Source organism: Granulicella mallensis (assembly GCF_014203225.1).
Taxonomy (GTDB): Bacteria; Acidobacteriota; Terriglobia; order Terriglobales; family Acidobacteriaceae; genus Granulicella; species Granulicella mallensis_A.
This window is the reverse complement of sequence record NZ_JACHIO010000012.1, coordinates 145,708-171,412: the sequence shown is the minus strand read 5'-3', so window position 1 is coordinate 171,412 and position 25,705 is coordinate 145,708. Positions and strand designations below refer to the sequence as shown.

Genomic DNA, 25,705 nt, shown 5'->3' with positions numbered 1-25,705 from the left:
AATTACGAGGCCTCGATCACTCGCCCCCTGGATGTTTAAGGAGCATGTGTGGTTTTGAGAGATGAGGCTCCCGAATTACGCAGGTATCACATTCTGTGCGTGGATGATGAGATTCTAGGTGCCACCATGCGCGGAGAGAAGCTCAAAGAACACGGTTACTCCGTTGTTCTCTATCATTGTCCGCTTGCGGCTCTTCGCTGCGACCTCTCCAGGTTCGATCTCGCGATTCTGGACTTTCAGATGCCGGGATTAAATGGACGAGAGCTCTTTCTGCGCATGCGGGCATTGGGTGCAAGGTTTCCAATTGTATTGCTCTCAGGAGGCGTGAATACACTTTCACATGAAGAGCGCGTTCTATTTGTGAGGTGCATCGACAAGGGCATGCCTATCGGACACCTGCTCGAAACGATAGCGAAAGTTCTGGATCCAAATCAGGCGCCTGATCCTTGCACTTGAGGACAGATATGCTACTTAGATGTTTTGCGCGGTTCTGCGGCGAAATTGTGGATGCGCTATCTGGGCCGTGAATAAATATAGGAAGGCAAAATAGTATTCTGCGACGGTCGCTACGTCCGAATCCCGTCAGTGTCGGGCTCTAGTCATCTGTTCGTCACCCAGAGCCTTAACTCTGCCCGCCTGACTGCGTGATCTAATCACTAGCAGGAAGAGGCTTATAGCAGAGAGTTCTTCTTCTCATTACAGGTCTTCTCGATGGCCCGTCGATTGCTTTTCTATCTACTCATGCGGGATACCTCAAGACTTGCTTCGTCTGAGTGGATCATTCAATAGCTAATAAATCAGTGGAGGAATCATGGACAACCTAAGAACATCGTTAGCAGCAGCGCAAAGCAATGGGACGGCCATTGGACACTTCAACATCTCCGATTGGGTTTTGCTGAAGGCTGTATTTTCGGCTGCGCAGGAACTAAAGGTTCCGGTAGTCGTCGGTTTATCGGAAGGCGAGCGAGCCTTTGTGGGGGTCGCTCAAGTCGCGGCCCTGGTGAAGAGCCTTCGTGAGGAACAGGGTGCCCCGATCTTCCTCAATGCCGACCATACGCATTCCCTGGACAGCGCCATCGCAGCAGCCAAAGCCGGATTTGATTCCATTGTGTTCGACCTGTCCGCACTGCCGTTTGAGGAAAATATCAAACAGACAAAGCAGGCGGTGGAGGCGTTGAAGTCAATCAATCCGATGATCCTGATAGAGGGAGAGATTGGAAACATTGGAACAGGATCTGAGATTCATGAATCCATGGCTGATCTCTCGAGCGAGCTTACGACACCAGAAGAAGCCAGGCAGTATGTCGAAAGCACCGGAGTCGATATCCTCGCTCCTGCGGTCGGGAACGCGCACGGCATGTTGCAGAGCATGTTGAAGGGAGATGTGAAGAAGCACCTCGACATTCCCCGGATACGCGAGATCAAGCGTGCCTCCGGAAGCTTCCTGACCTTGCATGGTGGCTCCGGTACGGAGGATCGTGACCTGCAGGAAGCGATCAAGGCCGGGATCAATATCATTCACATCAACACCGAACTGCGCGTTGCGTGGCGGCACGGCCTGGAAGACGCTTTTGCGAAGCAGCCGCGAGAGGTTGTTCCCTACAAGCTCTTACCGGTAGCGGAAGAAGCTGTTAAGCAGGTTGTTCTTGCCCGGTTGCGGCTATTCAATCAAGTGCAGTAGCCGCCGGAATCTGCGGCAGATCAGGTACTGTGACGACGTCACGACCGAATCTCGTCAGTGTTGGAAGTCCGTCGCGAGTTCGTCAGTTTGAGGCAGGACCCCTCGGCGTTTGTATAGGGGGATCTTGCTGTACTCAAACGACTTAGCAAACAGCCAATCTCAATTTGAGATTGGCTGTTTGCTTGCATCGTAATAGGGTGCGGCTCGTGGTGTTAACGATGACCAGCAGTAGTGAGGAGAGATCTTATGAGTCAAGTCCCTGTGACATCCGTGCATAAAGTTGAAGCGGACGGAATCCAAGTCTTCTACCGTGAAGCCGGCGATGCAGCCGCGCCTGTGTTGCTCTTGCTGCATGGGTTTCCGACATCATCCTTCATGTTCCGCGATCTCATCTCTCGTCTTGCGGACAGCTACAGGGTGATCGCGCCGGATCTGCCTGGATTTGGGTTTACGGAAGTACCCGAAAAGCGAAACTACACATACTCATTCGACGCGCTGGCCGGTACGGTGCAGGCCTTCACGGACGCGCTTGGCCTCACTCGCTACGCGATCTACATCTTCGACTATGGAGCGCCTACAGGCCTCCGTCTGGCCATGAGCCGCCCCGAGCGAATTACCGCGATCGTCTCGCAGAACGGTAACGCCTACGAAGAAGGATTGGGCGATGCCTGGGGGCCGATCAGAACGTATTGGGCTACGCCGACAGCAGAGAACCGGGAAGTGATCCGGAAGAACATCTTGAATTTTGATGGAACTCGCTGGCAGTACACGCACGGTGTCGCAAATCCCGAGAGCGTGCCGCCCGAGTCTTACACTTTGGACGCTGCTTTGCTGGAAAGACCGGGGAATACGGATATTCAGCTCGATCTGTTCCTTGACTACGCGTCGAACGTGAAGCTTTATCCCAAATTCCAAGAGTATCTTCGGAAGTCGAAGCCGCCGCTGCTGGCAATCTGGGGCAAGAACGATCCCTTCTTCATTCCGGCAGGGGCCGAGGCCTTCCGCAAGGATCTGCCGAACGCGAAGGTCCAGTTTCTGGATACAGGGCATTTTGCTACAGAGACACACTCCGTCGAAATTGCCGCTGCGATCAAAGAGTTTCTGGGGTCGAACGGCATCTCGCGATAGAAAGGCGGCAGGGAATCACGATGAATTCTTTTTCTGAAAATGTAACGGTTGTACTCGTTCATGGGGCATGGGCTGACGGGTCCTGCTGGCAGAACGTCATTCTGCCCCTGAAGCGACAGGGTCTGAAGGTCACATGCGCAACGATTCCACTTACATCGCTCACGGATGACATCGCTGCCCTCCAGCGCGCAATCGAGAGAACCACGGGACCTGTTGTTCTGGTTGGTCACGCGTATGGAGGGGCTGTGATCGCTGGCCCGTCTGACGATCGAGTCAAGTCGCTCGTGTATGTGGCGGCCCTGGCGCCTGATGAGGGGGAGACGGTCGCGGATGTGTTTTATCGCGCTGCTCCACATTCCAAAGCTCCGCAACTCGCACCCGATGAGCATGGCTTTATCTGGATGCCGGAAGAAGGCTTCAGCAACGCCGTGGCACACAACGCATCTGCGGATCAAACGACGATTGCGTCTGCAGTACAGAGGCCTATCTCTGTGAAGTGCATTCAGGAGAAAGTTCCTGCACCCGCATGGAAGACGAAGCCCTCGTGGTTCCTGATTGCGGAAGAAGACCGCATGATTCTTCCTGAGACTCAGCGGTACATGGCAAATCGTATGAATGCCAAGATCTGGTCGCATAAAGTGGATCACTCTCCCATGCTCACAGCTCCGTACCTTGTGGTCGAGGTGATTCTGGAAGCTGCGCGTGGAGCGCTCGCCTCGTAAATCGCTAATGAAGAGGAGGGGCGCACCTCCTCTTCGTTAGAAACATGGAACGTGCTCAACGACACTCGTGTCGACGAAGAAAGGTGCTTATGAAGCCCAACTCTGTTGCTGTTGTTACCGGTGCAAGCCAGGGAATTGGCCGCGCTACCGCAGTGCGTTTGGCGCGTGATTTTTCAGCCGTAGTGCTCGTCGCCAGAAATCAGGATGAACTGCAAAAGGCTGCGGCCGATGTCAGCGCCGCAGGCGCCGAGTCGCTTATCTATGCGCTCGACCTGCGAGACCCGCAGGCAGTAGAGACGGTCGTTAAGGGAACATTGGAACGCTTTGGCAGGATCGACGCCCTGGTGAATATTGCGGGAGCTGTTCCCCAGATTGATCTGTTTGAGATGACGGATGCGCAGTGGAATGACGGATTGGAACTCAAGCTGCACGGCGCACGCCGCCTGACGGTACGAGCCTGGGATGCGTTGAAAGCCTCAGGTGGATCTGTCGTCCTGATCTCCGGCAGCGCCGCTCTCGACCCAAAGCCTGGGTTCGCCGCGGTCGCCGCGATCAACGCTGCAATCATTGCCCTCGCAAAAGCGTTTGCAGAGCAGGGGATCAAGGATGGAGTGCAGGTCAACAGCGTGGTTCCAGGTGCTGTGATGACCGGACGCAGGCAATCGTTCTTCGCGAAATGGGCTCCCGCGCACAACCTCACCGTGGAAGAGGCGCTGAAGAAGTTTCCAGAGGAAGCCGGTATCAGCCGTTTCGGCAAGCCAGAGGAGATCGCTGATCTGATGGCGTATCTGGTATCGCCGGCGGCGAAGTGGATGACGGGATCTTCTATACGAATGGATGGCGGCGAAGTCAAAGGCATCTGAATCAGGAGCCCAGTACAGCTTTGGTTCGCGAATGCTATTTGCTAAACCAGCATGACGGGAGAACCTATGTCTCCGCGAAAAGCGAACATTGAACGACTGGCTACCTTTTCAGACGGGGTGTTTGCGGTCATCATCACGATCATGGTTCTGGACCTGAGGCCGCCAGAGCACCCCACCTTCGCATGCCTTCTGCCATTGTGGCCGACTGCGCTGAGCTACCTGGTAAGTTACCTGTTCATCGCCATCGTTTGGACGAATCACCATCACCTGCTGCGTTTTACCGATGAGTCGACGCCGCGGTTGATTTGGATTAATTTCGCGCACTTGTTCACAGTATCGCTGGTGCCGTTTGCAACGGCATGGGTTGCGAGCACACGTATAGCTGCGGTTCCTGTCTTCCTTTATGCAGCGGTATTTGTTCTGGTGGAGTTGGCTTATCTTCAGTTCGAGCACCATGCCCTGACCCGGGCAGTAGTTGAGGAGATTTCGCCTCGCACTCGCAGGCTTGCCTGGATACGCTCACTCGTTGCGCTCGGACTCTTTCTCACTGCGATGCTCGTATGGTTCGAGTTTCCGCGATGCAGCTTCGCACTGGTGTGTTGCGCTGTCCTGCTTTATCTGGTGCCGGAACCTCCAGTGCCCCCAGGTGAGAGCACGGACTCGATCTCTCTGAAAACGGTATGACTGCCCTGGAAGGACTCAACAGCAGCCGGGCTCGTTTGGTTAAGACATCGCTGGAAACAGCTTCAAAAGAATGATCCCCATGGTCCAAAGCGGAGGAGAGTCGGAGTTGATTGATGTTATTTTGGCTGGAAATACCCAGCTTTATCATCAGTTAATTCTCCCTTATGAGCGGAGCGTCTACCTGATTTCGCTTTCCTACATGAAGAACGATAAGGATGCTGAGGACGTAGCGCAGGAAACGTTCGTTAGGGCCTTTCAGAATCTAGGCTCCTTCCGGGGCGATAGAAAACTCAGGACGTGGTTTATCCATATCGCGATCAATGAGGCAAAGAGCCGATTGCAGCAACAGGCGATCATCCAGACCGCTTCTCTACTAGAACCTGAGAGCGAAGAGTGGCTTATGTCTCCGGCACTTTTGAGCGACTGGAAAGAAGTTCTTTCTGACGTGGTCGAGCACGAGGAGATCAGAAGCCTGCTGCAGCATGGCTTTGGGAGGCTTCCTGACATTTACCAGCGAGTGTTTCTCCTGCGCGATGTAGAGGAACTCGATCTAAATGACACGGCACAGATTCTGGAGATGGATGCCTCGCTGGTGAATATCATGTCCCACCGGGCTCGAATCATGCTGCAGAGCTTGCTGACGCCACAATTGAAGGCAATCAACGTCACCTCTAAGGAGATGAGGTTCAAGAAGGTATTCACGCACTGCGACGAATCAAGCAGCTAAAGTCCGTCACTGTCGAAGATCCGTCGTGGCTTCGTCAGTTGGAGACGGCGATTGATCATGACGCTGCAATCGATTTTGCAGAGCAGGAATCACTTAGCTCGATAACCTGGTTGAAAAGGGGATGCGCTGAGTTTGGTCTTTCGATTGCAGCCAAACAGTTAACTTTCGTTACGTCATCGCTTATATGCAGTTACATCAACCACAGTAAGGAGAAGTACTTATGGATCGGGTCTCGTCTGGACAATCAATGAACGCGGAGAATCAAGACCTGGTTTCTGCTGGCTCCTCAATGGAAGCCAAAAGCATCCTAACCAAGGTAGCTGCCTGGGTAAGTGATCGTAATATCCCTTTCCTGATTTCCAGTATCGGCATGATCGTGATGCTCCTTTGGGCGGGGTCTTTCAAGATGACGGCTCCCGGTGCCGAAGGCATTATTCCGCTGGTTTCAAATAGCCCGCTGATCAGTTGGCACTTTAAAGTATTCGGTCCTTATGTCGGCTCTGATTTAATTGGCCTTACCGAATGGATCGCTGCCACCTTGATGATCGTAGGCTATTTGAAACCTAAAGCCGGTATCGTGGGTGGGCTCATCGCATGCGTCATGTTCTTCATCACCAGTACGATGATCATTACTACTCCGGGCGCAACGATTGTGGTTAAAGGGCTACGGTATATGAGTCTCACGGGCTTGTTTCTTTTCAAGGACATCATCTCCCTTGGGGTAGCGTTCTACCTCGTCACCTATTTCGGCAAAAGGGCTATCCTCTCCGAGAATAAAAGCTAATCGCGAAGCGGGACGAAGCGTTGCAACGCTCCTCTCCGTTTGGAGCGCTCGGGATGACAACAGGGCGTTGATGGCACAAGCATGCAAAGAGGCCGAGATCCTCACACGCATCCTCTACAACGGAGAACATCACCTATGGATCTTCAAGCACAACCCGAAGTTTACGATCTTCTGATCCTTGGTAGCGGTGCAGGCGCGAAATTGCTGGCCTGGACCTTTGCGGGGCAAGGCCAGCGCGTCGCTGTGGTCGAGCGCAAGTATGTTGGAGGAGCCTGCCCGAACATCGCATGCCTTCCCAGTAAGAATGTGATTCATACGGCGCAGATCGCGCACAACGTTCGGCGCAGCGACGAGTTTGGCGTCAGCGTTGATAACTTTCGTGTCAATATGCCGGCGGTTAGAGATCGCAAGCGCAGGATGGTCCAGGGATTGGTAGACACGCATCTCGCTCTCTACAAGCAGAGTGGCGCGGAGCTGATCATGGCATCCGGCAGATTTGTGGAACCCAGGATACTGGAAGCAACTCTGGCGGATGGAACGAAGCGATTGCTGACCGGCAAGAATATTGTGATCGGAACAGGGACGCACGCGGCTATCGAGAACATTCCCGGGATGGCAGTGGCACAGCCGCTGACCCATGTTGAGGCTCTGGAGCTCGATGTCGTGCCCGAGCACCTGATCATTCTCGGAGCCGGGTACGTAGGGCTGGAGTTCGCACAGGCGATGCGCCGGTTCGGCAGCCAGGTCACGGTCGTAGACCGCAACGAGCGTGTGATTCATGGCGAGGATGAAGACACCACGGAGGGATTGCAGAGCCTCCTCGAAGACGAAGGCATCAAACTGGTTTTGAATGCCAAGTTGAAGAGCATCGCTGGAGTCTCAGGAAAGTCAGTCCGTGTCACTCTCTCGCAGAATGGTACGGAGAAGTTGCTGGAGGGAACGCATCTTCTGGTAGCGGCTGGACGTGTGCCAAACACGAAAGACATCGGGCTGGACCTCGTTGGAGTGGAACTGACAGAGCGCGGCTACATCAAAGTAAACGAGCGCCTGGAGACGACTGCGCCCGGAGTGTGGGCGGTGGGTGAGGTCGCGGGCAGCCCGCAGTTCACCCACATCAGCGAGGATGACTTCCGCGTTGTTCGCGACAACCTGCTCGGCGGGAACCACGTGACTACGGGGAGACAGGTACCCTTCTGTCTCTTTACAGACCCTGAATTCGCACGCATTGGAATGAACGAGAAGGAGGCCCGGGCCAGGGGGATCGCCTACCGTCTCTTCAAGGTCCCGATGACGCATGTGCTGCGGGCGCGCAGCCTTATGGAAACGCGTGGATTCCTCAAGTGCCTGGTGGAGCGAGACAGCGACCGCATCCTCGGATTTGCGGCGTTCGGTGTGGGAGCAGGCGAGATTATGGGTTGCGTGCAGATTGCCATGCTGGGAGGGATGCCCTACACCTTGCTACGAGAGGCTATCCTCGCACATCCTACGATTCCAGAGGGATTGATCGCTCTGTTTTCTTCCGCTGCATCTTAGAGCAAATCTCCTGTTACTGGGAAGTTGAATCGGGCGTGCAGTACCGTTTTTCTGGGGAAAAACGGCCATAAAGGTCGTGGCTTCGCTATACACCTACAGGAGATTTGCTCTAGCGCCTGAATCGTTCATTCTCCGGGAATATTTCGTGAGTTAGCGGGTTGTAATGCCTATGGGGTTCTTTGCGTTTCCTGCACCCCCATAGGCAGCTCCCACTCGACGAGGTTCATCCATTGCTACGATTTCTCCGCACGGAGTTTGCCATTGGCGGCTTCACTCAGCGCCAATCTGATCTAAAACTGTCGGCGAAGGAACTTAAGCACGAACAGATGGCCCATGACTCCCGCAACGAAGTCACTGACGCTCGTCGACCTCAAGACAAATACGAGGGCTTGAACGGAACATCCACTTCAGATCGCGTGAAGAGCAATTCACGTATCCCCTCGCTTGATGTGCTCCGTGGTGTGGTCATGATTCTCATGGCGCTCGATCACACAAGGGACTTCTTCACGAATCAGAACATCGACCTGATGGACCCTTCCCATCTGAGCCTGCCTTATTTCTTTACCCGCTGGATTACTCACCTCTGTGCGCCTACATTCGTCTTTCTCGCTGGAGTGGGAGCGTACATGCAACTCGCACGGGGACAAAGCAAAGGCGCAGTTTCGCGTTTTCTCGCCATACGCGGTTGCTGGTTGATCTTTCTTGAACTGACAGTCGTCTATTTTGTCTGGATCGGGATGCCTGGAGTCAGCATTCTGCAGGTGATCTGGGCGATTGGCGTGTCGATGGTCTTTCTGTCCGGATTGGTCTGGTTACCCATTCCCGTGGTCGCTGCGATAGGAGTGATCTTCGTTGCGGGGCATAACGCTCTGGATGGCATCCATGCGGCTTCCCTGGGGCATTGGTCCGGTCTTTGGATGATCGGACACGAGTCGGGCTTCGTGAATTTTCACGGCAGACCGATCCTGTATATTTTGTACCCTATCGTTCCCTGGAATGGACTGATGGCCCTGGGCTTCTGCTTTGGCCGCTTATGGATATCGCCAACTGCGCAGCGCATTCGCTGGTCAGCCGGGCTGGGCGCGGGGTTCGTTGCACTCTTTTCGATACTCCGAGCTTTCCACGGATACGGCGATCCCAATACGTGGACCAGCCAGCACGGCATAGCGCCTGCCATTACGACCTTCCTCAACGTAGAAAAGTACCCACCCTCGCTGCAATATATCTGCATCACGATGGGACTCTCCCTCCTGCTCTTAGCCTGGTTCGAATCGTTGATCTCTTCCGGCCGCGCGCCCTGGCTGCGGAGCACCGCGGAAGTCTATGGACGTGTTCCTCTCGCCTACTACGTACTGCACGTGGGCTTGATCCATCTCCTCACGATTATTACGTGTGCTCTTACCGGCCATGACTGGCATCGCTTCACGACACCGCTTCCATACGGCAGCGTGGCACTTGGGACGCCGCAAGGTTACGGCTTTAGCTTGCCTATTATTTATCTCATCTGGATTGGCATCGTCGCATCGCTATATTGGCCTATGAAGCGTTACGCGAACTATAAGAGAACTTATCCCGAAAACAAATGGCTCAGTTATCTCTAATCGCGGTGAAGCGTTCACCTAAGTGGTTTTCCATAGGCGGTTCGGCCAAGTACCAGTTGCAGCTGTAAGAAAAGTAGTTGTGACTCTGTATTTGTGAGAGATGCGAGTGGGGCCACTCGCATCTCTCGCGGGAGCAGGGAAGGGTTAGATGGCCAGGGACCAGTGGTCTTTTACGAGTCTTTCTGCGGTATCGAATTCGGGGGTAAGGGTGACAGCTTTCGCCAGTCCTTCCAGTTCATCGAGCACCAGATTGTCGGTCTCATTCTCGGGAATGTAGTTGGGGAGGGTGGGGTTGAGATAGGCATAGCGACCAGGCAGCATCATGCGAGCGAGGTCGGGGATGAGACAGGTGGACGTTCCGTTGAGAGAGGCGTTCAGGATTGGCGATGGTGTTCCGTTGATGAGGAGAGGCGGAACGTTGTAAGGGTTGTCGGGGTCGCCTGTTTGCCATTGCTGGAAGCCCCAGGTCTTCGTTGCGCTTCCAAGACTATTTGCCATGAGACCTGTACCGAAGCAGATAGCAACGATATCACTTGGATTGACACCCGAGTGAATGGCCAGGGCGATCGCCGCGAGGGTGGGGTCGTGGTTAACGAAGGCACCATCTATCGTGCCTTGATAGTTGCCGAACTGATGGGAGCCAAACATGCCAGGCATGGCCGATGTGGCAACGACCGCATCCGCGAGTTTGGTGTCGGAGGTAGTCGATTGGGGAAAGTTGTTAAGGAGAAGCGGTTGCCAGGGCGTGCCCTTCTGGCCGACGTCGAAGGTCGTGAAGAGAAGTTTCTGATTGATGTCACTGAGTTTCTTGAGTCCGTACTTTGCGTACATCCCCGCAGCAAAGAGCTCGACGGGATAGGCTGGCTTGGTAGGATCGCCGCCGCTGTAGTATTTGATATAGAACTCACGGTCCGTGGTCCTATAGGTGGTGACGATCTCCTGCGGGCTCACCCCATTCACCAGAGCGGCGATGATGGTACCGCCGGTGGAGGTTCCAGCCAGCATGCTGGCGCCTGAGACGACATTGGAGTGTTTCTCAAAAAGCGCATTCAACAACGTAGCGGAGGCTAGTCCGCGGATGCCCCCGCCGACGAACGACAGAATCGTAAAACTGCTCATGATGATTCTCCTGCTTGTGTTGCCCGGCCATTTGGAACGGGGCTATGTGGGTGGATGATCGCGCAGCTACAGCGGAGATGAGAACGCTTGCTTTGGCCTCGTAGCCGGCATGGGCAGGGTTTCAGTCCGGGAATTAAGTAAATGGCATATTAGGGAAGTTCCTCTGTTTCTTGACGGAGTATTCGATCTTCATAATGGTTGCTTCATAAGCATCATGAAGATCGTTCATGGGTAACTATCTCCGTCCTCTGGTCCCGAAAGAGGAGGTGGAGATAGGCCCGGGCTTTAGTCCGTGCAATACGGGACCAATACGAATGGGGCTTCAGCCCCTGGGACAAGTCTTCCTTTCCCTTGGTATCTCTGCCTGTGGAGGGGAGAGCCTATCCCAGGGGCTGAAGCCCCATTTATCGGCTGTCTTGAATGTCCGGGCTAAAGCCCGGACCTATCTCAGAAGCAAAGACAAAAGCAAAAGCCGCTATCTCCGATTCGTCAGACATTACCTAGTGCAAAGGCCTCTCCTGAGGCGGGAGCCATTATACTAATGCGAACCGAACTCAACTCTCGCCTTCAAGCGAGAGTTGAGTTCGGCCCGATCACCAGTGGTCGTTATCGTGTCAATTGGTATACATCGACGCCGCCGTTGTAATTCGGTACGTAGATGTGGCCGCCGTCGATCACCGGCGGGTCAAACTTGTTGAACAGGAATGCAATGCCTTCGGCCTGCGAATCCCATAGGACTTTCAACGAGCCATCGGCAGCAACGTGGACCGGGTCGTATACCAGTAAGCGCCCGTTCGTTACGGCCTTGTTGGCGTCGCGGTAGGGAATCGTGCAGGCCAGGATAGCCGTGTTCGGGTCGGCCCCATTGCTGGATCCGCTGCAGAAGCCTCCGGGCATGCCACCGTGTTGAACGGTTGTGCGAACCTCTGAGCTGGCAAACTCATTGCTCTGGGCGAGATAGGACAACGTTCCTGTGTCACTCACCTTCCATTTGTGGAGTTGGTTGTTCTCGCCCCAGGCGAAGATCGTCCATGAATTCAAGACAGGATCGAAATACTGGACCGGCGTCATGTGCATGTGCGCCGTGTCTCCCCAGGGAAAGAAGTTCAGGACCGTCGGATCTGTGGGACATGGATCGACTGGTCCCGGATCAACCGTCAGCCACACTGGAGCGCCGGCGAGCTTCGCGCAGTTGGCCGGGGAATTCTTCAGATCGGCAACGGTCGTTCCTCCCATGTTCGTCGTCTTGATGGGAAAGGCAATTCCATCCTTACCACTGGCGACACATACGCCAAGGGGAAAGATGCAGGCCGGACCGGCGGAGCCCCAGTCTTCGTCCGCCCAGGCGCCCTGGGCCATATCGGGATAGACGCGGACGCTCAGCTTGCCCTCCGCGCTCATGGAGGTTTCCACTCTGGCATTCTTGAGCGACATGTTCATCCCGCTGCCCACAGGCTTGCTCATCGCCTCGGTCGCGGCATTCATTCCGGCGAGCTTGCCAGCGGGAGGCGCCTGGCCGCCACTTCGGCCCATATCGGTCCAAGGAGTCCAATGGTCCACAACCGCAATACTGGCTTTGGTGTTCCCTGAAGGGGGTGTGTACTTCAGCTTGAGGAATGACTCTCCCCACTGGGTCGCGCCGTCGAAATCTCCGTTACCGGTAATCACGTACAGATTGCCCTGCGCGTCTGCCGCTGCGCCTTGTCCGGCCATCCAAATGCCGGCACCCTCTCCGGCAGTGGTCGCGAAGATCGCCGTCTGGGTATTGCTGGCAACATCGAAGGCGAAGCAATAGCCGGCGGCGCCAGGGTCTGTCTCATCGATGGTGCCTGAACAGCCAAGCACTGTCTTGACGCCTGCGACATTGGTTTCGACGAGAGAGGATCTCTGCTTCCGGGGAAAACCGTTGAAGTCCTGCCCATTGCTGGATCCCTGGATCATGACCGGCGGGGTGACCATGCTGCCGTCGCCCACATTGAGAACAAACATAAAGTATCGCGCTGCCTTCGGATCACTACTGGCGGGAGCAGCCGGCATGGGAGTCCCCTGGGCATTCGGCACCACCCAGCAAACCTGATAGAGACGCTTCAGTTCCGGGTCGATGGCCCCTGTCGACACGCAGCCCCAGTGTTGGTTGATGCCCCAGCCATCAATAGCCCTGGTCCCGTCGATCGGGGTTCCCAGCTGGACCTGCCAGATGCCCGATCCGTCATGCGCATCCACTCCGCGCACAACGTTGGCCATCGACGGCAGCACCATGACATCCCGTACCCCTCGTGGAGTTGTCACCTGCGGCAGGATGAGCGGCTGCGCTTCCATGCCGCGAGCGTCTCCGACCAGTGGGATAATTGTGCTTCTCACGATGCCTTTGGTGCCAATGGACGCCTGCGTCAGTATCGTCTCGTGCGAGTTCCAGCCGCTCCTGGAGTTGTCCGCCGAGCGGGTAACCCAGGGCACCATGGTTTGGGCCGTGAGAGGAAGAAAAGAGAGCAGACCGATCGTTCCGGCTGCTATGCGAAAAATCTTTGAGATCAGAGAAATTCTCAACGTGATGTCCCCCCTGTAATTAACTACAAATTGATAGCCTGTGCCGCTTGCCGCCAGACCGGAACCCGTGGCCGAGATCGTGTGCCAGCCTTCTGAGACAATAGTTTTTCCATCTGGAGATACGACTGTCGTCGAGAGCGCGGTTCCCACCGGAAGCTGCGCTGAAAGTCGCAGCGAGATCTCCGAATCGTTTGCGCAATCGATATAGGTCCAGCCGGCATGTTGTGCTGTTGGATAGGCGTCGATATTTTCCGCAGCGTTGCTGACGGATTGATATCCCGCGCGTTACCCGCCATGCCAGCCCTCTGTCTCTAGATTGGTTGAATGGCCCGCAAGTAATTTGGTGAGAATTCTACTTTGCTATTCATGTGGCTTTTGGTCAAGAGATTTAAAAAAATTCAACGAATTTTCCTGCAAGCGTTGTTTCGCAGACACTCCATTGGCCGCCACATTTTTTGCGCCACGCACTCTTTGTTGAAGAGGCCTGTGCCCAAGGTGGCATAACTTGCTAGGGGTCGGAGTCTCGGTGCATAACTCCGATTACCCTGGGGGGCGCTGATCGAAGATTGAATTTCGGTTGCCTCCCCATACCTGGGAAATAGGAAATGGCAGATAACTAACAAGGCATACAGCTAGGCGCTTCTCAGATGCGAGTGTAGGTACGAAGCTAGGTCTATTTAGCGTGTTCGATGAGAATCCGTTGTGCATGCACAATATTTTCGAGCTAGCTGGTTGCTTATTCGCAATGCTCTCCAAGAGGCGAGCGTGCTTGTTGAAGTGATGACCGTAAAACACCAGCGACTTAATCCTGGGCTGGTCGCCTCGGTCAGGAGAAGAAGCTGTAGTAGCCTCGGCTGAGAGCTTGTTGAACCTGGTTCCGAGAACCTCGATCCAGGTAAAGGAGAACTCATGAAGGCACTTGTGGTGAGTCAACCGGGCGGGGACTTCGAAGTTCATTCTGTCCCCACACCAGAGCCGGAGCCTGGCCATGTGCTGGTCAGGATTCAGGCGTCATGCATCAATCCCCTCGACACAAAGATCCGCGCCGGAGCGGCCGCTCACGCTAAACAGCCTCTCCCGGCCGTTCTCGGACTTGACATGGCAGGGGTGGTGGAGCGCGTGGGCAAAGGTGTCCTGGATTATTCGGTTGGAGACGAAGTCTTTGGCATGGTCGGTGGTGTAGGTGGCCATCAGGGGACCTTGGCGGAGTATATCTCCGTACCCGCAGTTCTGCTCGCCCACAAGCCCAGGATGCTGAGCATGCATCAAGCTTCCGCGCTTCCGCTCGTCACGATCACTGCGTGGGAAGGACTGATCGACCGCGCCAAAGTTCATGCAGGCCAAACCGTGCTCGTGCATGCTGGGGCGGGTGGGGTGGGACATATCGTCGTGCAACTCGCGAGGGCTCAAGGATCTGAGGTATTTGCAACCGTGTCTCCAGAGAAGCAGGACGTTGTCGTCCGGCTTGGGGCGACGCCCATCGACTATCGTTCTAACTCCGTTGAGCAGTACGTCCAGAAATACACAAATGGCGCCGGGTTCGACATCGTCTACGATACGGTCGGTGGTTCCACGCTCGATGCGTCCTTCCATGCGGCCAAGACCTACACAGGGCATGTTGTCAGCTGTCTCGGCTGGGGGAGGCCACTCCCTTGCGCCATTATCCTTTCGCGCCGCCAGCTACTCGGGAGTGTTCACATTACTTCCGCTTCTGACTGGCAGAGGGCAAGAACAGCACGGCCAGATTCTAAGAAACGCGGCCGCATTAGCCGATGCCGGAAAGCTAATCCCCATGCTCGCAAGTGAGGTCTTCACGCCCGAGCGGACGGCGGCAGCTTTCGACCTGGTAGCGGCAGGGACGATCGGCAAGGTCGTCGTTGACGTTTCACGCTTGCATTGATTCTTTCTCCAAGTCGACCAAGCGGTTGGGAGGAAGGATACCGTTGAGCTGCGCGTTCATTTCGGGCGCTGCAGAGATTTGTCGTAAAGTTGCATTAGACAAATTCAAGGATCTGAGGAAGGTCTGTGATGAAGATGCTGCTTGCATTGCTTGCTCTATCTGCGCCGGTGGCGGCGCAAACACCGATGCCGTTGATTCCGCCCACAGGTTACGTTGGGGGTGCCGATGTCAATCTCGCGTACTGGGTCTATGGCCAGCCGAGCAAGGCAACGCCGGTGTTTGCGGTGAACGGTGGTCCAGGGCTTTCGCACATCTACATGGTGCAGAACGATGTATGGCTGCAAATTGCGAGGCATCGGCAGGTGGTGTTCTATGACCAGCGCGGGACGGGCAGGTCTCCTCTGAAGCACGCAGATGCGGCGATGGGAATGGACGCACAGGTGGCAGACCTTGATGCCGTACGCGCGGCACTGCACCTGGACAAGATCGATCTGTGTGGCGACTCGTATGGAGGCTTTCTGGTGACGGCCTACACGGCGGCTCACCCGGAGCACGTACATAAGTTGATCATCTCCGACGGCACAGTGGGTTGGAAGAGCATCGTACACCTGTTTCCGCAGGTGTTTCCGGACAAACTGGAGGCGCAGGAGGCGAGTATGAGGGCCTCCACCGCAAACGACGAGGAGAAGGCGCAGCAGGGGCTGCGCGACCACTTCGGCATGATCTTCTACAGCCGCGAGAAGCTGGACTACTACATGAGCCACGCGAAGGACTTGGGCAACTCGCCTGCGACGGGCCAGGCGGTGCAGGCTGCAACGGAAGACCTGGACTTGATGCCGGCGCTACCGAAGTTCTCTGTTCCGGCATTGGTCATCACGGGGCGCTATGACATGAACGTGGCGCCGCTGACGGCGTGGCGCATCTATAAGGCGATCCCCGGAGCGAAGTTTGAAGTCTTCGAAGAGAGCGGGCATCTGCCAAGCTATGAAGAACCGGAGAAGTATGTGCGGGTGGTAAATGCGTTTCTTGGCGAAGAGTAATGATGCCGCCATGCTTTCGCGCTTTTAGGGGTAGCCGCGATTAGTCGAGAAGAGAGAACATGCCTATGGCCGTCTTCCGATGGCGAAACTATACGCGCTGGGGCATGAGTACATCATGCCAAATGGACCCGAATTGGGTCTGGGGCGAAAATGCCCATGGCTTTAACTAGTTGATTCTTTGGTGTGTAAATGGTCGGCCCTGGTGGACGATTTTCGAACTTTCCAGGGTTCAGAATCAGCCCTTGGCTCCCTTTGGGGTCCCTTTAGACCTTCACTCCGACCGTAGTTGCCGAAAACCCCGTATTACATCAGGCAGGCCCAATTTATGGAATGCCCTGTGTGATCCGCGGAATGGTTCCGGCTGTGCTACTTGGCGAGAGAGATGGCCGGTTTCCCAGCCAATCTCTGGCTGATATGTTGGCCCAACCGATCTGCAAAGCTGACCTGTCCAGTCAAGCCCTGAATTGGTGAAATGCGCATAAAGCAGACGGCTTGAACGGCTGCTCCTTCTGAACGCGCTTCTGATGTGGATTAGTGCCGCAAGAGTTTCGTAACTCCCTCGTTCGAGCCTGCGTTTCAGGAGACGTTCAACAGATGACTGGGCCAGAACTCGAGGAGGCCGAACACACCAAGGGCCACCACTGGGGCGGCCCATCTGCGCAAGCTAGAGTTACGTGACCTGGTTTGTTTAGTTGTTGTTGTGCCAGTTTGCGTTGGAGCGGTCGCGCAGGCCGATGAGCGAAGGAACGAGAACGATAAGAGCAAAAACGGCAACTTCAGTAGCGAAATACATGGTGAGTCTCCTTATTCGGTGAATGGTTGGAGTTGGGTGTTGTGTTCCGTTTGCGATTACAGCGAGTGCCAGTTGGCATTGCTGCTTGAGCGAAGTCCGATGAAGGACGGAACGAACACGGTGAGGACAAGGACGGTTGTAGCGATAGCGAAGTACATAGGTAGGTCTCCTTTGTCGCGCACGGGGGCAGCGACCGCTTGTGTAAAAGCATTCAACTTTTCAGTAGTAGGTTATTAGGTTGGTCGCTTGGCGTTGTTTGCCGCTTAGCGATCTCATCTCTGCTTACATAGACTCATACGAAGGGAGTTTTTCTATGGTTCCCTAAATTTGCAAAAAATCATATCGATTCTGCGGACCGTACATTCGTAACAGACTCGAGCAGGCCCGCTGAGGAGGGTGACGGAAGCCGGGAAGGGATCGACCTATCTCGACCTTACCGACGAGCAGTTCTGTCGCCTTAGTGAATAGTGCTCGGAAATGCGCCACTCGTGATCGGGGGAAGGTGCAGATGGCTTTGCCACAGCCGGGGCATGAGAACGAGAAGCCCATGGATTCGGAACTATAGGTGAGCATGGGGCCGAACCCTCTGTGAGATGAGGGAGGTTAGCACGGAACGGCGTTATCCTGGTTGATCGTTAAAACCTGCTGGCCTGCGGGGAGTGTGACGGTGGCTGGCACGGTCGTCAAGGTTTGCCAGCCACCGATCCCGTCGAATAGTAGTAATCGTTCGCGGCGGTCGACGTGCTCGAAGATCCGGCCCAAGAAGCTATTGCATAGGTCGCGAGGCCAATCGGGTCCGTGCCGGTTCCGCTCAGTTCGACGGTACCGGTTGAGGTGGGACGGAAGGTGAAGGTTGGTGTGTTGCCATCCACGAAGGGCGCCTTCACGTCGGTGCTGCCCGCGGCAAGAGTGAAGGCGGTTACTTTGCTGCCCGATGTAACGACGAGTGTTCCCGGCTGCGCCAGGTTGGCGGTGACATAGATCTCGTCGGCAATGGGGCCGTTATCGGTGCTTGCGGAGATGGTGGGAGTGTTGTTGGATGCCTTATCGTTCACCGATTGTGTTCGATACGCCCAATAAATCGAATCGTTGGTGATCGCGGGCTGAACCCCTGTTTTATACCATTGGATGAAGTACGGCAGTAGAGCCGTGGCTCCGGCATGGGTGTGGAAGTAACGTAACACTCCGGTCGGCAGTCCGCTCCCGGTGAGATAGTTTGCGTACTCGTATTTATTAGGGTCGTCGATGGGACTTACATAAGTGCCTTCCACGAAGTCGTTCCATGTGATGATCTCGACCCAGTCGGGATGAGAGACGTTGATGGCGTCCATCCACATCTTCCGCATGCCGCTATATCCGCTGTATTCGTAGTATTTATAGGAGCTGGCTGCGTTCGCGCCCCAGAACTGCAGGGCGATCGGCGCCATATAGACCTTGCCTCCATTATCCTGAACAACGGTGGCATAGTCTTCGCTGCTGGGAATCTGGTCGATCGTTCCACCCGACCCTGGAACGCCTGCGATTCCCCAGTAGAGCGATCCGTTGATAGTAGAGCTCCACGAATTGAAACCGGATTGAACCTCTGAAAGGGTTGGGATATCTCCGCCCCATCCGTTAAAGAACGCCGGAACCAGGAAGATCTGTAAGTCGGCGTTGCTCGGAGCTCCACCCACCTCAATCGTCGGCCATGTGGAAGAAACCGACTGCATGGATGGTTTGGTCCCGTTGGCCAGGTCGGAGCGGATTTGCTGAAAGCCGGAGGTCCCGATCTGTGTTTCACCGGAAAACGTGCTCAGCACAAAAGCACCGTTGTACTGATAGTAGACAGTCGAAAAGATGGGGTCGTTGGCGAAACGCCGCATCATGTCTTCCGCGTCGCTGACCGTGTTGCCGCAGCAAAAATCGTCGGAGAAAAACAGTTTGAATCCGGTATGGAGTTCGTAAGCTGCCTCAAACATCTGCGAGGCATACGCAATGTAATATTCCGAGGAGACACCTTCGCTCAGCCAACTTCCAACATCGAGGGCAAAGCCGTCAATGCCGGCGGCCTGCGCCTGCTGGATCTCTTTTTCGTACGCCTGAACTTTCAGCTGGCCTGTCGTATCCGTATTGCCTTGGTAGTCCTGATTCGTTAACAGGTAGTGAGCGAAGACTTTTTTCTGCCCCATGATCTTCTGCGGGGCCAGAAGAGAGAAGAGTGTGAGCACCAGAAGCGGCAAAAGGATGTCCATGCGTGAGATTCGAAGCGTTTGTTTAGGCGAGGGCACGGCGGGTAACCTCCAGGTTCAATCCAAATATGCGCGGGACACTGGCACCAGCCACCATAGCATGCCAAGGAGTACTGTCAAGGGCGATTTACTTCTAACAAAAAATAAGTCTGAAAAATTGCAATAGGCAAGCGAGGATGTATGATCGGCACGCCTTGAACAGAGAGATAGGGCTTGGTTGAGATTGAGGCATTTTTTACCTATTGAGTAGTTGGCTAGCCAAGGCGAGGCAGTTACTTCTGTATTGCTGACAATCCGGGAGAAATTGCCCCACGGTAAGGATTCGTGTTGGATTGTCACACTATGCCTGAATTGCTGGCTTATCGGGCCTTCGCTGATCGGAAGTGCTCAATGATGCTCTACAGTCTTGCCGCTTCGCAGCTGTGCGCCCTAATGAGCGGGGCGCGAATTTCGCACGCTGTGCCACAAACGGTCGTTTGTGCCCGCACGATTCGAGGCACTCAAACCTAATAAATCATTGGGCTTTTCAAGAGACCCAAACCGCTCCTTTGTGGCACACCATTCAGTCCGAAGATCGCAGCACCCTCTAAAAGCTGTTCCATCTTCATCGGCCATGAAGCATGTTGCTTTGAGAATTATTTGGCGTAAATCTTTGAGCGATAAATGGCGTAATGAACATCCCAAGACTGCGAGCTGAGCCGTCGCCGAAAAAGGCTCAATTGCCGCGTACCACTTAGAATGAGTCAGTTACTCGACAATGAGCACGACCGCATCGGAATCCGCAATGAAATCCTGAACTCCCGTTGCAGCGGCTGACCTCTTAAGCGCCATAGACTGCTCAAAGATTTACGCCATATTGCGATCTAAGCTACAGTCCTGTGGCACAGGCCCAGGTTGGCAAGTTCGAGAGAAAACCGGATTCGACAAGAGTGCTTTCGCTGTCGACTGGGAACGCAAGACGGTTACCTGTCCTTCTGGCAAACAAAGCATCTCTTGGTTGCCAAACACATATCCGTCAAATGGGGTGGTCTTCGAGGCCCGCTTTGCCCGACGCGACTGCACGCCCTGCCCCTCTCGGCCTCAATGCACGCGATCAAAGCTGGAGCCACGTATCGTCGGTCTGCAAAGCCGCGAACATCATGAAGCGCTACAGACGATGCGAACGCAACAGACAACTGAGGAGTTCCGCAAAGCCTATGCATTACGTGCGGGCGTCGAAAGCACCCACGCTCAGGCAAGTCGGCGTAGCGGCTTGCGAAATGCCCGCTATCGAGGACTTGCGAAGACCCATCTTCAGCACGTCCTCACCGCAGCCGCCATTAACATAGTGCGGATCGCATCCTGGACGAATGGAACACCCGTCGCAAGCACAGGCTGCTCACACTTCGCCGCTTTGCAATTCCAAGCAGCTTGATTTCGCTACCAGTGTCAATGTTGGGTTGACCCCATGTAGCCTTCCCGCCGAACTCGACAAAAGCATTTCAGCGTTGAACAACAATCACAGAGAAAGTTCCTGGAACAGGAGTTGGACGATATTGAAGCTCTTCGGAAACTACTGTGGAGTTTTGTCCATATTTTGAGGTCACAAGATAGGCTTTCGAATCTTGATGGCTTGCGATCATCGTTCTAGCGCCCGTCTGAGTTTTTACCTGTTGCACCTTGGCATATCGAGTCGGAGATTCACGGCGGAAGATGGAAAGTGTTCCGTCGATATCGGCTACGAAGACCAGGTTTTGTTTCGGAGAGAAGTCAATATCCCCGGCTCCCGGCGAAACCTGACCGATGGTTGTAACATGGCCTGTCCCCGCATCGACGGCGACTAGATTATGGTTTTCGCAGGTCGTGAAGAGTTGATGGTGGGCCGCGTCGATAGCGAGACTGTTAGGCCCAGTGCAGGGCGCAAGCTGCCAGTTAGCTGCAACGCTTCGCGTCACTGCATCGATGCGAGTGATTTCGCCCCGCGCGGGCAGTGCTACGAAGATGGAACCCTTTCCATCTGTGATAGCTGAGCTCGGGCGGCCGGAGAGAGGAATGGTTGCGACAACCTGGTTGGTTGCGGCGTCGATGACGGTTACGCTGTGGCCGTGCGAGTTGAAGGCGAAGACAGATTTAGAGACCGGGTCGAAGATAATGGCGGCGGGCACTGCTCCTGTGCTCACTGAGGTCACGAGTTTGAGGCTGGAGCGATCGAAGACGCGGACAAAGCCCTCGCTTCCGTCGGTGAGGTCGGTGACATAACCGTATCTACCGGAATCGTCGAGAGCGATATCACGAATATTCTTCATGTCTTCGACTTCGCCAATCAACTTGCCTGTCTCGCTGTCGACGACCATCACGAGATTGGTGCGGGGAATGTAAAGACGATGTGCGGGAGCGTCAAGAACGAGAAATCCCCATCCTCCTTCGCCACCCAGATTCCACTGGCTCTTCACGTGAAACTGCGGCAGGACCGTTGGGCCGGAGGCCTGGAGGCAGTGGGGTAAGAAGAGGACTCCCATTGCCAGCATGAAGAATCGAAAAGCAAAGGTCTTTGAGGCCAATTTCCGGATGCACAGATTGTTCATTTTTACTTTGAATTCCTTCTCAAGAAAATCTGCTTCGACGGCCAGTGTAGACCGGCCGTCGAAGCGGTGAAGCTAATTGCATTAGTTATTAGTTGGAGGGGAATTTTTGGAGGGGAATTTAAAGTCATCCGTCAGGTCGCCGATAGCCGGGCTGTTGGTCGGGACGTAGGGATTGGCTTCCTTCTGGACCGGATTCGGCAGATTATCGCGGCTACGAGTGGAGACAGTTGGGAGACTCCAGTTCTTTTCGATGAACTTGAGGAGAGAAACGTGATCGCCATACTCGTGCGATACGTGGCCGCCTTTGGAGTACTTCGAGACGACGATCAGGGGGATGCGAGTGCCATCGCCGAAGAAGTCAACCGGCTGAATGTAACCCGAATCATAGTATCCGCCGCCCTCATCCCAGGTGATGAAGATGGCAGTGTCAGCCCAGAGAGCCGGGTTGGCTTTGACCGCATCGACGATTTTCTTGGTGAAGCCTTCAAAGAGATCGAGTTTGGAGGATGCCGGGTGACCATCGTTGAAGCCGCTGGGCTTGACGATGGAGACTGCCGGCAGGTTGCCCGTATCGATGTCTTCGTAGAGCTCGGTCGTGTCCGCGATGAACTGCTCGCGAGTAGCCTGGGTGCCCATGAACTGGGTCTGGTACTGGAAGGGGTTGCAGATGTTGCAATATTCGTCGGAGGTGTTCGACTCAGTGGGGTCGGTTACATAGAGATCCCAGTCTTCGCCGAAGTACTTGAAGGGCACGTTGTGGGCAACGAGGTCGTCACCGATGCTCTTCTGGCTGGTGGGAGGAATGGTGAAGGGCGACAGGGCGGTTGTGGAACTACCATCACCGTTGAAGCCGGGGTTGTAGTTGTTGACGAGATAGTAGTTGCCTTTGACGCAGTTGGGGCTGATGGGGTGCTTGAGGGACTGAAGGTAGTTAGTAACAGCCGGGACGCCAGGCTGGCTGATATCGCCGCAGTTGACGTAGCTGCCGCCACTGTAGCCGTCCTGGTCATAGAAGTTATTGGTGTTGACCTGCGGGTTGGGGTTCTCGATCTGGTTCGTCATCGGAGGTTGTACAGCAACTCCATTGGCGTTGGTGAAGAAGATCGAGTCGCCGAAGCCAAACATGATGTGGTTAGCTCCGGTTCCACCCATGACCGACTGGTGGAAGTTATCGCTGATGGTGTAGTCGTCGGCGAGTTGCTTGAGGTAGGGGGCGTCACCCTGCGCCATGTTGTAGAAGCCCATGGATGCGGAGCCTTCGCCGGTGCTGGTGTTGTTGAAGTTGCTAGGCTGGGCTGCGCCGTTACTGCCGGTACCGACCGTGGTCTCAACCCAGGGGAAGAGGTCGTTCAAGCAGCCGCTGGCGTTCTCTTCCGTGGTGAAGTCGATGCTGCAGTCGGTTTGCTGCCACATCTGGAAGAAGCGGTGGACGGGGCTTGCGGTGTAGGCGTCGTATGGCATCTTCGGGCCACTGATCTGGAAGACACCTTCGCGCAAGGAGGTTGCATCGGTGATGCGGGTATCTATCTGACCGCTAGGGATACCGGTTGCACCCGTAATGAGGAACTGGTTGTAGGCAGGGGCAAGACCCTGATCCACAAGTTTAGCAACCTTCAGAGTCGTAAAGGGAGCGGGGCCAGCTACAGTAGGCGCTTCCGGACCACCGGCCAGAGCGGGAGGAAGAATGCCAAAGATGCTCTTGGACTGGGGACTGATGGCGTAAGCTCCGATGCCGGCGGTGGTGCTATCGACTGCAGAGAACTGTGCGGAGAGGGCGTAGTTGACGCCAGGCTTGCCGTTCGCCTTGACGATCTTCTTGGAGAGAAGGTTGGTGATGGTCTCACCTTCCTTTGGGGTGTAGGTCGCGTAGACGTGATCGAAGCTGCGGTTTTCTCCGATGATGACGATGACGTGCTTGATCGGAGTGGTGGTGTCAGGAGCAGCAGTTTGGGCGTACACGGATTGTTGAAGTCCCGCGAACACTTGCAGCGCGATCAACATCATTGCGCCACACTTCAATGTTCCATTATGGACAGTAGCTTTACGGCTCGATTTCAAGATGCAACCTCCAGAAACTGAGGAACGGTTTGGACCGTTGGGCAATAACCCTCAGCCAGACAAAAGTAGAGGTTTGGGATCGTGAAATTGTCATGCAAAGATGAATTGATCAAGAATTACGCTTACGAAATTCGCTATATTCCGTCGCAAAAAAAATAATGAAAGAAGCGGCAACGCAATATAAATCATTCGCATCTTATGCGAATTAAATTCGAGTTGTTCGATGCGAGCTAGGCGATAACTTTGTACGGTCTCATCATCTCGTTATCCTCGTGCTCGAGGATATGACAGTGCCATACGTATAGAAGTTCCTGGCCAGGTGTAACGGCTGCACCCGGCGGTAGATCGAAGCGCATGATGACGCGGGTGACGTAGCCGGGGTAGGACTTAATGGTGTCCTTGCTTGCGGGACGCTCGTTACTTTCGGGAGGCATGGGTTTGCCGGTGAAGACCAGCTTGCCGGTCTGCTGGTAGGTTGGCACATCGAAGGACTGACGATTCAAGACCTGGAATTGCACGAGATGAACGTGCAGCGGATGAACATCGCCTGTGATGTTGACGAAAGACCAGATCTCGGTGCTGCCGGCCTTCGGGTCTTCGGTGATGGGCTCGTGCCAGCGTGCATTGCCCAGGAGACCGATGATCACATAGCCGTCGGACGGCCGTTCCTTCTCCGATACGAGAAGAAGACGTTCGCGCGTGGCGTAGGTCGGGTTGAGGGGCACGAACGGGACTAACGTCTCTGGCAGGGAGCTAGTGTCCTTACCTGTGAGGGGCTTGGTTACCTTGAACAGCATGACATCTTCGGCAAGATACTGGCCGCCCATCGTATACGGAGCAGGAGCATCATTAACAAGAGCGAAAGATTTGCCTTCGAAGCCGGAAAAATCGACAACGATATCAAAACGCTCCGCCGGCCCCAACAACAGGTAACGCAACTCTAAGGGAACAGGAAGTAAACCGCCGTCGGATCCAATCTGATGGAACGCTGGCACATCGAAGGATTCGTTCTGGATCTTACCTGTTGGGTCTGAATTGAAAAGACGGAGATGGTAGAAACGAGAGTTAGCGGCGTTAAGGATGCGGAAGCGATATCTTCTTGGCTCGACGTTGAGGAACGGCGTTACCATGCCGTTGACGCAATTGTAGTCACCATAGAATTCCTGGACCCAGACAGGATGTTCTTTGGGACCGTTGACGACGGTGGGGTAGTAGAGAGAACCGTCGTGATGGAAGAGGCGGTCCTGCAGCATGAGTGGAATCTCAAACTCACCTTGAGGAAGGTTAAGGGCCTTCTCTGCCTCGTCGCGGATGAGATAGAAGCCAGCCAGACCGGCGTATACGTTCAACCGGGTGAGGCCGAGGCAATGATCGTGATACCAAAGCGTCGTTGAGGGCTGGCAGTTTGGATAAGACGACGGCCGGGGATTGAATTTGGGGCCGTGCTCACCCTTTGCAGTGAACCACGCCTCGGGGTAACCGTCGTCGTCTGGAAGAACGCAGGCGCCGTGGAGATGGGCAACGTTTCGGACCGCAGGCAGAGAGGATTCCGCACCGTGAATCGAGTGATCGATAGGGAGGAGATGCCTTGTAGGTAGTTTGCTGATCCATTTAATGCTGAGAGGATGCGCGCTTTGTGCTTCGATAGTCGGTCCCGGCCATGACCCGTTGTAGCCCCAGAGGAGCGTAGGGGGAAGATCCCGATGCACCTTCTGCTGGAACTGTCGCATTTC

The 25,705-nt window shown here is 54.9% G+C and carries 19 protein-coding genes; 13 read left to right on the top strand and 6 right to left on the bottom strand.

Annotated features, from left to right (window positions below):
• Positions 1 to 99 precede the first annotated feature (99 nt).
• From HDF15_RS15105 to HDF15_RS15060, 10 genes are all read left to right on the top strand, one after another.
• Positions 100 to 456: a response regulator gene (locus tag HDF15_RS15105; RefSeq protein WP_184256946.1), complete on the top strand. Its 357-nt coding sequence runs from the start codon at positions 100 to 102 to the stop codon at positions 454 to 456.
• Positions 457 to 811: 355 nt separating this feature from the next.
• Positions 812 to 1,681: a class II fructose-bisphosphate aldolase gene (locus tag HDF15_RS15100; RefSeq protein ID WP_184256944.1), complete on the top strand. Its 870-nt coding sequence runs from the start codon at positions 812 to 814 to the stop codon at positions 1,679 to 1,681.
• 246 nt (positions 1,682 to 1,927) lie between these two features.
• The gene (locus HDF15_RS15095) at positions 1,928 to 2,809 is read left to right on the top strand and encodes an alpha/beta fold hydrolase (RefSeq protein WP_184256942.1); all 882 of its coding nucleotides are present in this window, start codon (positions 1,928 to 1,930) and stop codon (positions 2,807 to 2,809) included.
• A gap of 20 nt (positions 2,810 to 2,829) precedes the next feature.
• The gene (locus HDF15_RS15090; protein WP_184256941.1) at positions 2,830 to 3,531 is read left to right on the top strand and encodes an alpha/beta hydrolase; all 702 of its coding nucleotides are present in this window, start codon (positions 2,830 to 2,832) and stop codon (positions 3,529 to 3,531) included.
• A gap of 89 nt (positions 3,532 to 3,620) precedes the next feature.
• Positions 3,621 to 4,394 carry an SDR family oxidoreductase gene (locus HDF15_RS15085; RefSeq protein ID WP_184256939.1) on the top strand — a complete coding sequence of 258 codons (774 nt, stop codon included), beginning with the start codon at positions 3,621 to 3,623 and terminating at the stop codon, positions 4,392 to 4,394.
• Between the two features lie 66 nt (positions 4,395 to 4,460).
• Positions 4,461 to 5,078 (top strand): TMEM175 family protein, encoded by a 618-nt coding sequence (locus tag HDF15_RS15080; protein WP_184256937.1) that lies wholly within the window; start codon positions 4,461 to 4,463, stop codon positions 5,076 to 5,078.
• 106 nt (positions 5,079 to 5,184) lie between these two features.
• Positions 5,185 to 5,805, top strand: a complete 621-nt coding sequence (locus HDF15_RS15075) for a sigma-70 family RNA polymerase sigma factor (RefSeq protein ID WP_260331106.1) — start codon at positions 5,185 to 5,187, stop codon at positions 5,803 to 5,805.
• Between the two features lie 220 nt (positions 5,806 to 6,025).
• Positions 6,026 to 6,589, top strand: coding sequence for a DUF417 family protein (locus tag HDF15_RS15070; RefSeq protein WP_184256933.1), 564 nt, complete (start codon positions 6,026 to 6,028; stop codon positions 6,587 to 6,589).
• 135 nt (positions 6,590 to 6,724) lie between these two features.
• On the top strand, positions 6,725 to 8,122 hold the full coding sequence (locus HDF15_RS15065; protein ID WP_184256931.1) for an NAD(P)/FAD-dependent oxidoreductase: 1,398 nt from the start codon (positions 6,725 to 6,727) through the stop codon (positions 8,120 to 8,122).
• Between the two features lie 230 nt (positions 8,123 to 8,352).
• A complete protein-coding gene (locus HDF15_RS15060; protein ID WP_184256929.1) occupies positions 8,353 to 9,723 on the top strand; it encodes a DUF1624 domain-containing protein in 1,371 nt (456 codons plus the stop codon).
• Positions 9,724 to 9,867: 144 nt separating this feature from the next.
• Here the strand turns inward: HDF15_RS15060 and HDF15_RS15055 are convergent, their stop codons facing one another.
• Both HDF15_RS15055 and HDF15_RS15050 read right to left on the bottom strand, forming a co-directional pair.
• Positions 9,868 to 10,842, bottom strand: a complete 975-nt coding sequence (locus HDF15_RS15055) for a patatin-like phospholipase family protein (RefSeq protein WP_184256927.1) — start codon at positions 10,840 to 10,842, stop codon at positions 9,868 to 9,870.
• A gap of 606 nt (positions 10,843 to 11,448) precedes the next feature.
• Positions 11,449 to 13,539 (bottom strand): hypothetical protein, encoded by a 2,091-nt coding sequence (locus tag HDF15_RS15050; RefSeq protein WP_184256926.1) that lies wholly within the window; start codon positions 13,537 to 13,539, stop codon positions 11,449 to 11,451.
• Between the two features lie 759 nt (positions 13,540 to 14,298).
• Here HDF15_RS15050 and HDF15_RS15045 point away from each other — a divergent pair.
• Together HDF15_RS15045 and HDF15_RS15040 are read left to right on the top strand one after the other, a co-directional pair.
• Positions 14,299 to 15,195, top strand: a complete 897-nt coding sequence (locus tag HDF15_RS15045; RefSeq protein WP_221314439.1) for an alcohol dehydrogenase catalytic domain-containing protein — start codon at positions 14,299 to 14,301, stop codon at positions 15,193 to 15,195.
• A 222-nt stretch (positions 15,196 to 15,417) separates the two neighbouring features.
• Entirely contained in the window at positions 15,418 to 16,329 is a 912-nt protein-coding gene (locus HDF15_RS15040) for an alpha/beta fold hydrolase (protein ID WP_184256924.1), read from the top strand.
• 1,476 nt (positions 16,330 to 17,805) lie between these two features.
• Here the strand turns inward: HDF15_RS15040 and HDF15_RS15035 are convergent.
• Positions 17,806 to 19,353, bottom strand: a complete 1,548-nt coding sequence (locus tag HDF15_RS15035; protein WP_184256922.1) for a glycoside hydrolase family 71 protein — start codon at positions 19,351 to 19,353, stop codon at positions 17,806 to 17,808.
• 853 nt (positions 19,354 to 20,206) lie between these two features.
• On the opposite strand from HDF15_RS15035, the gene HDF15_RS26460 reads away from it, so the two are divergent.
• Positions 20,207 to 20,764 (top strand): transposase, encoded by a 558-nt coding sequence (locus tag HDF15_RS26460; RefSeq protein ID WP_409254880.1) that lies wholly within the window; start codon positions 20,207 to 20,209, stop codon positions 20,762 to 20,764.
• A gap of 67 nt (positions 20,765 to 20,831) precedes the next feature.
• Here the strand turns inward: HDF15_RS26460 and HDF15_RS15025 are convergent, their stop codons facing one another.
• From HDF15_RS15025 to HDF15_RS15015, 3 genes are all read right to left on the bottom strand, one after another.
• Positions 20,832 to 21,914: a YncE family protein gene (locus HDF15_RS15025; RefSeq protein WP_184256918.1), complete on the bottom strand. Its 1,083-nt coding sequence runs from the start codon at positions 21,912 to 21,914 to the stop codon at positions 20,832 to 20,834.
• Between the two features lie 81 nt (positions 21,915 to 21,995).
• Entirely contained in the window at positions 21,996 to 23,972 is a 1,977-nt protein-coding gene (locus HDF15_RS15020; RefSeq protein ID WP_260331105.1) for an alkaline phosphatase family protein, read from the bottom strand.
• A 230-nt stretch (positions 23,973 to 24,202) separates the two neighbouring features.
• Positions 24,203 to 25,702: a multicopper oxidase family protein gene (locus tag HDF15_RS15015; protein ID WP_260331104.1), complete on the bottom strand. Its 1,500-nt coding sequence runs from the start codon at positions 25,700 to 25,702 to the stop codon at positions 24,203 to 24,205.
• Positions 25,703 to 25,705: the final 3 nt, after the last annotated feature.

Bases quoted from the DNA above. Each gene is read 5' to 3' on its own strand.
- HDF15_RS15100 (WP_184256944.1), top strand. From the start codon at position 812: ATGGACAACCTAAGAACATCGTTAGCAGCAGCGCAAAGCAATGGGACG.
- HDF15_RS15095 (WP_184256942.1), top strand. From the start codon at position 1,928: ATGAGTCAAGTCCCTGTGACATCCGTGCATAAAGTTGAAGCGGACGGA.
- HDF15_RS15090 (WP_184256941.1), top strand. From the start codon at position 2,830: ATGAATTCTTTTTCTGAAAATGTAACGGTTGTACTCGTTCATGGGGCA.
- HDF15_RS15085 (WP_184256939.1), top strand. From the start codon at position 3,621: ATGAAGCCCAACTCTGTTGCTGTTGTTACCGGTGCAAGCCAGGGAATT.
- HDF15_RS15080 (WP_184256937.1), top strand. From the start codon at position 4,461: ATGTCTCCGCGAAAAGCGAACATTGAACGACTGGCTACCTTTTCAGAC.
- HDF15_RS15070 (WP_184256933.1), top strand. From the start codon at position 6,026: ATGGATCGGGTCTCGTCTGGACAATCAATGAACGCGGAGAATCAAGAC.
- HDF15_RS15065 (WP_184256931.1), top strand. From the start codon at position 6,725: ATGGATCTTCAAGCACAACCCGAAGTTTACGATCTTCTGATCCTTGGT.
- HDF15_RS15055 (WP_184256927.1), bottom strand. From the start codon at position 10,842: ATGAGCAGTTTTACGATTCTGTCGTTCGTCGGCGGGGGCATCCGCGGA.
- HDF15_RS15045 (WP_221314439.1), top strand. From the start codon at position 14,299: ATGAAGGCACTTGTGGTGAGTCAACCGGGCGGGGACTTCGAAGTTCAT.
- HDF15_RS15040 (WP_184256924.1), top strand. From the start codon at position 15,418: ATGAAGATGCTGCTTGCATTGCTTGCTCTATCTGCGCCGGTGGCGGCG.
- HDF15_RS15035 (WP_184256922.1), bottom strand. From the start codon at position 19,353: ATGGACATCCTTTTGCCGCTTCTGGTGCTCACACTCTTCTCTCTTCTG.
- HDF15_RS15025 (WP_184256918.1), bottom strand. From the start codon at position 21,914: ATGAACAATCTGTGCATCCGGAAATTGGCCTCAAAGACCTTTGCTTTT.
- HDF15_RS15015 (WP_260331104.1), bottom strand. From the start codon at position 25,702: ATGCGACAGTTCCAGCAGAAGGTGCATCGGGATCTTCCCCCTACGCTC.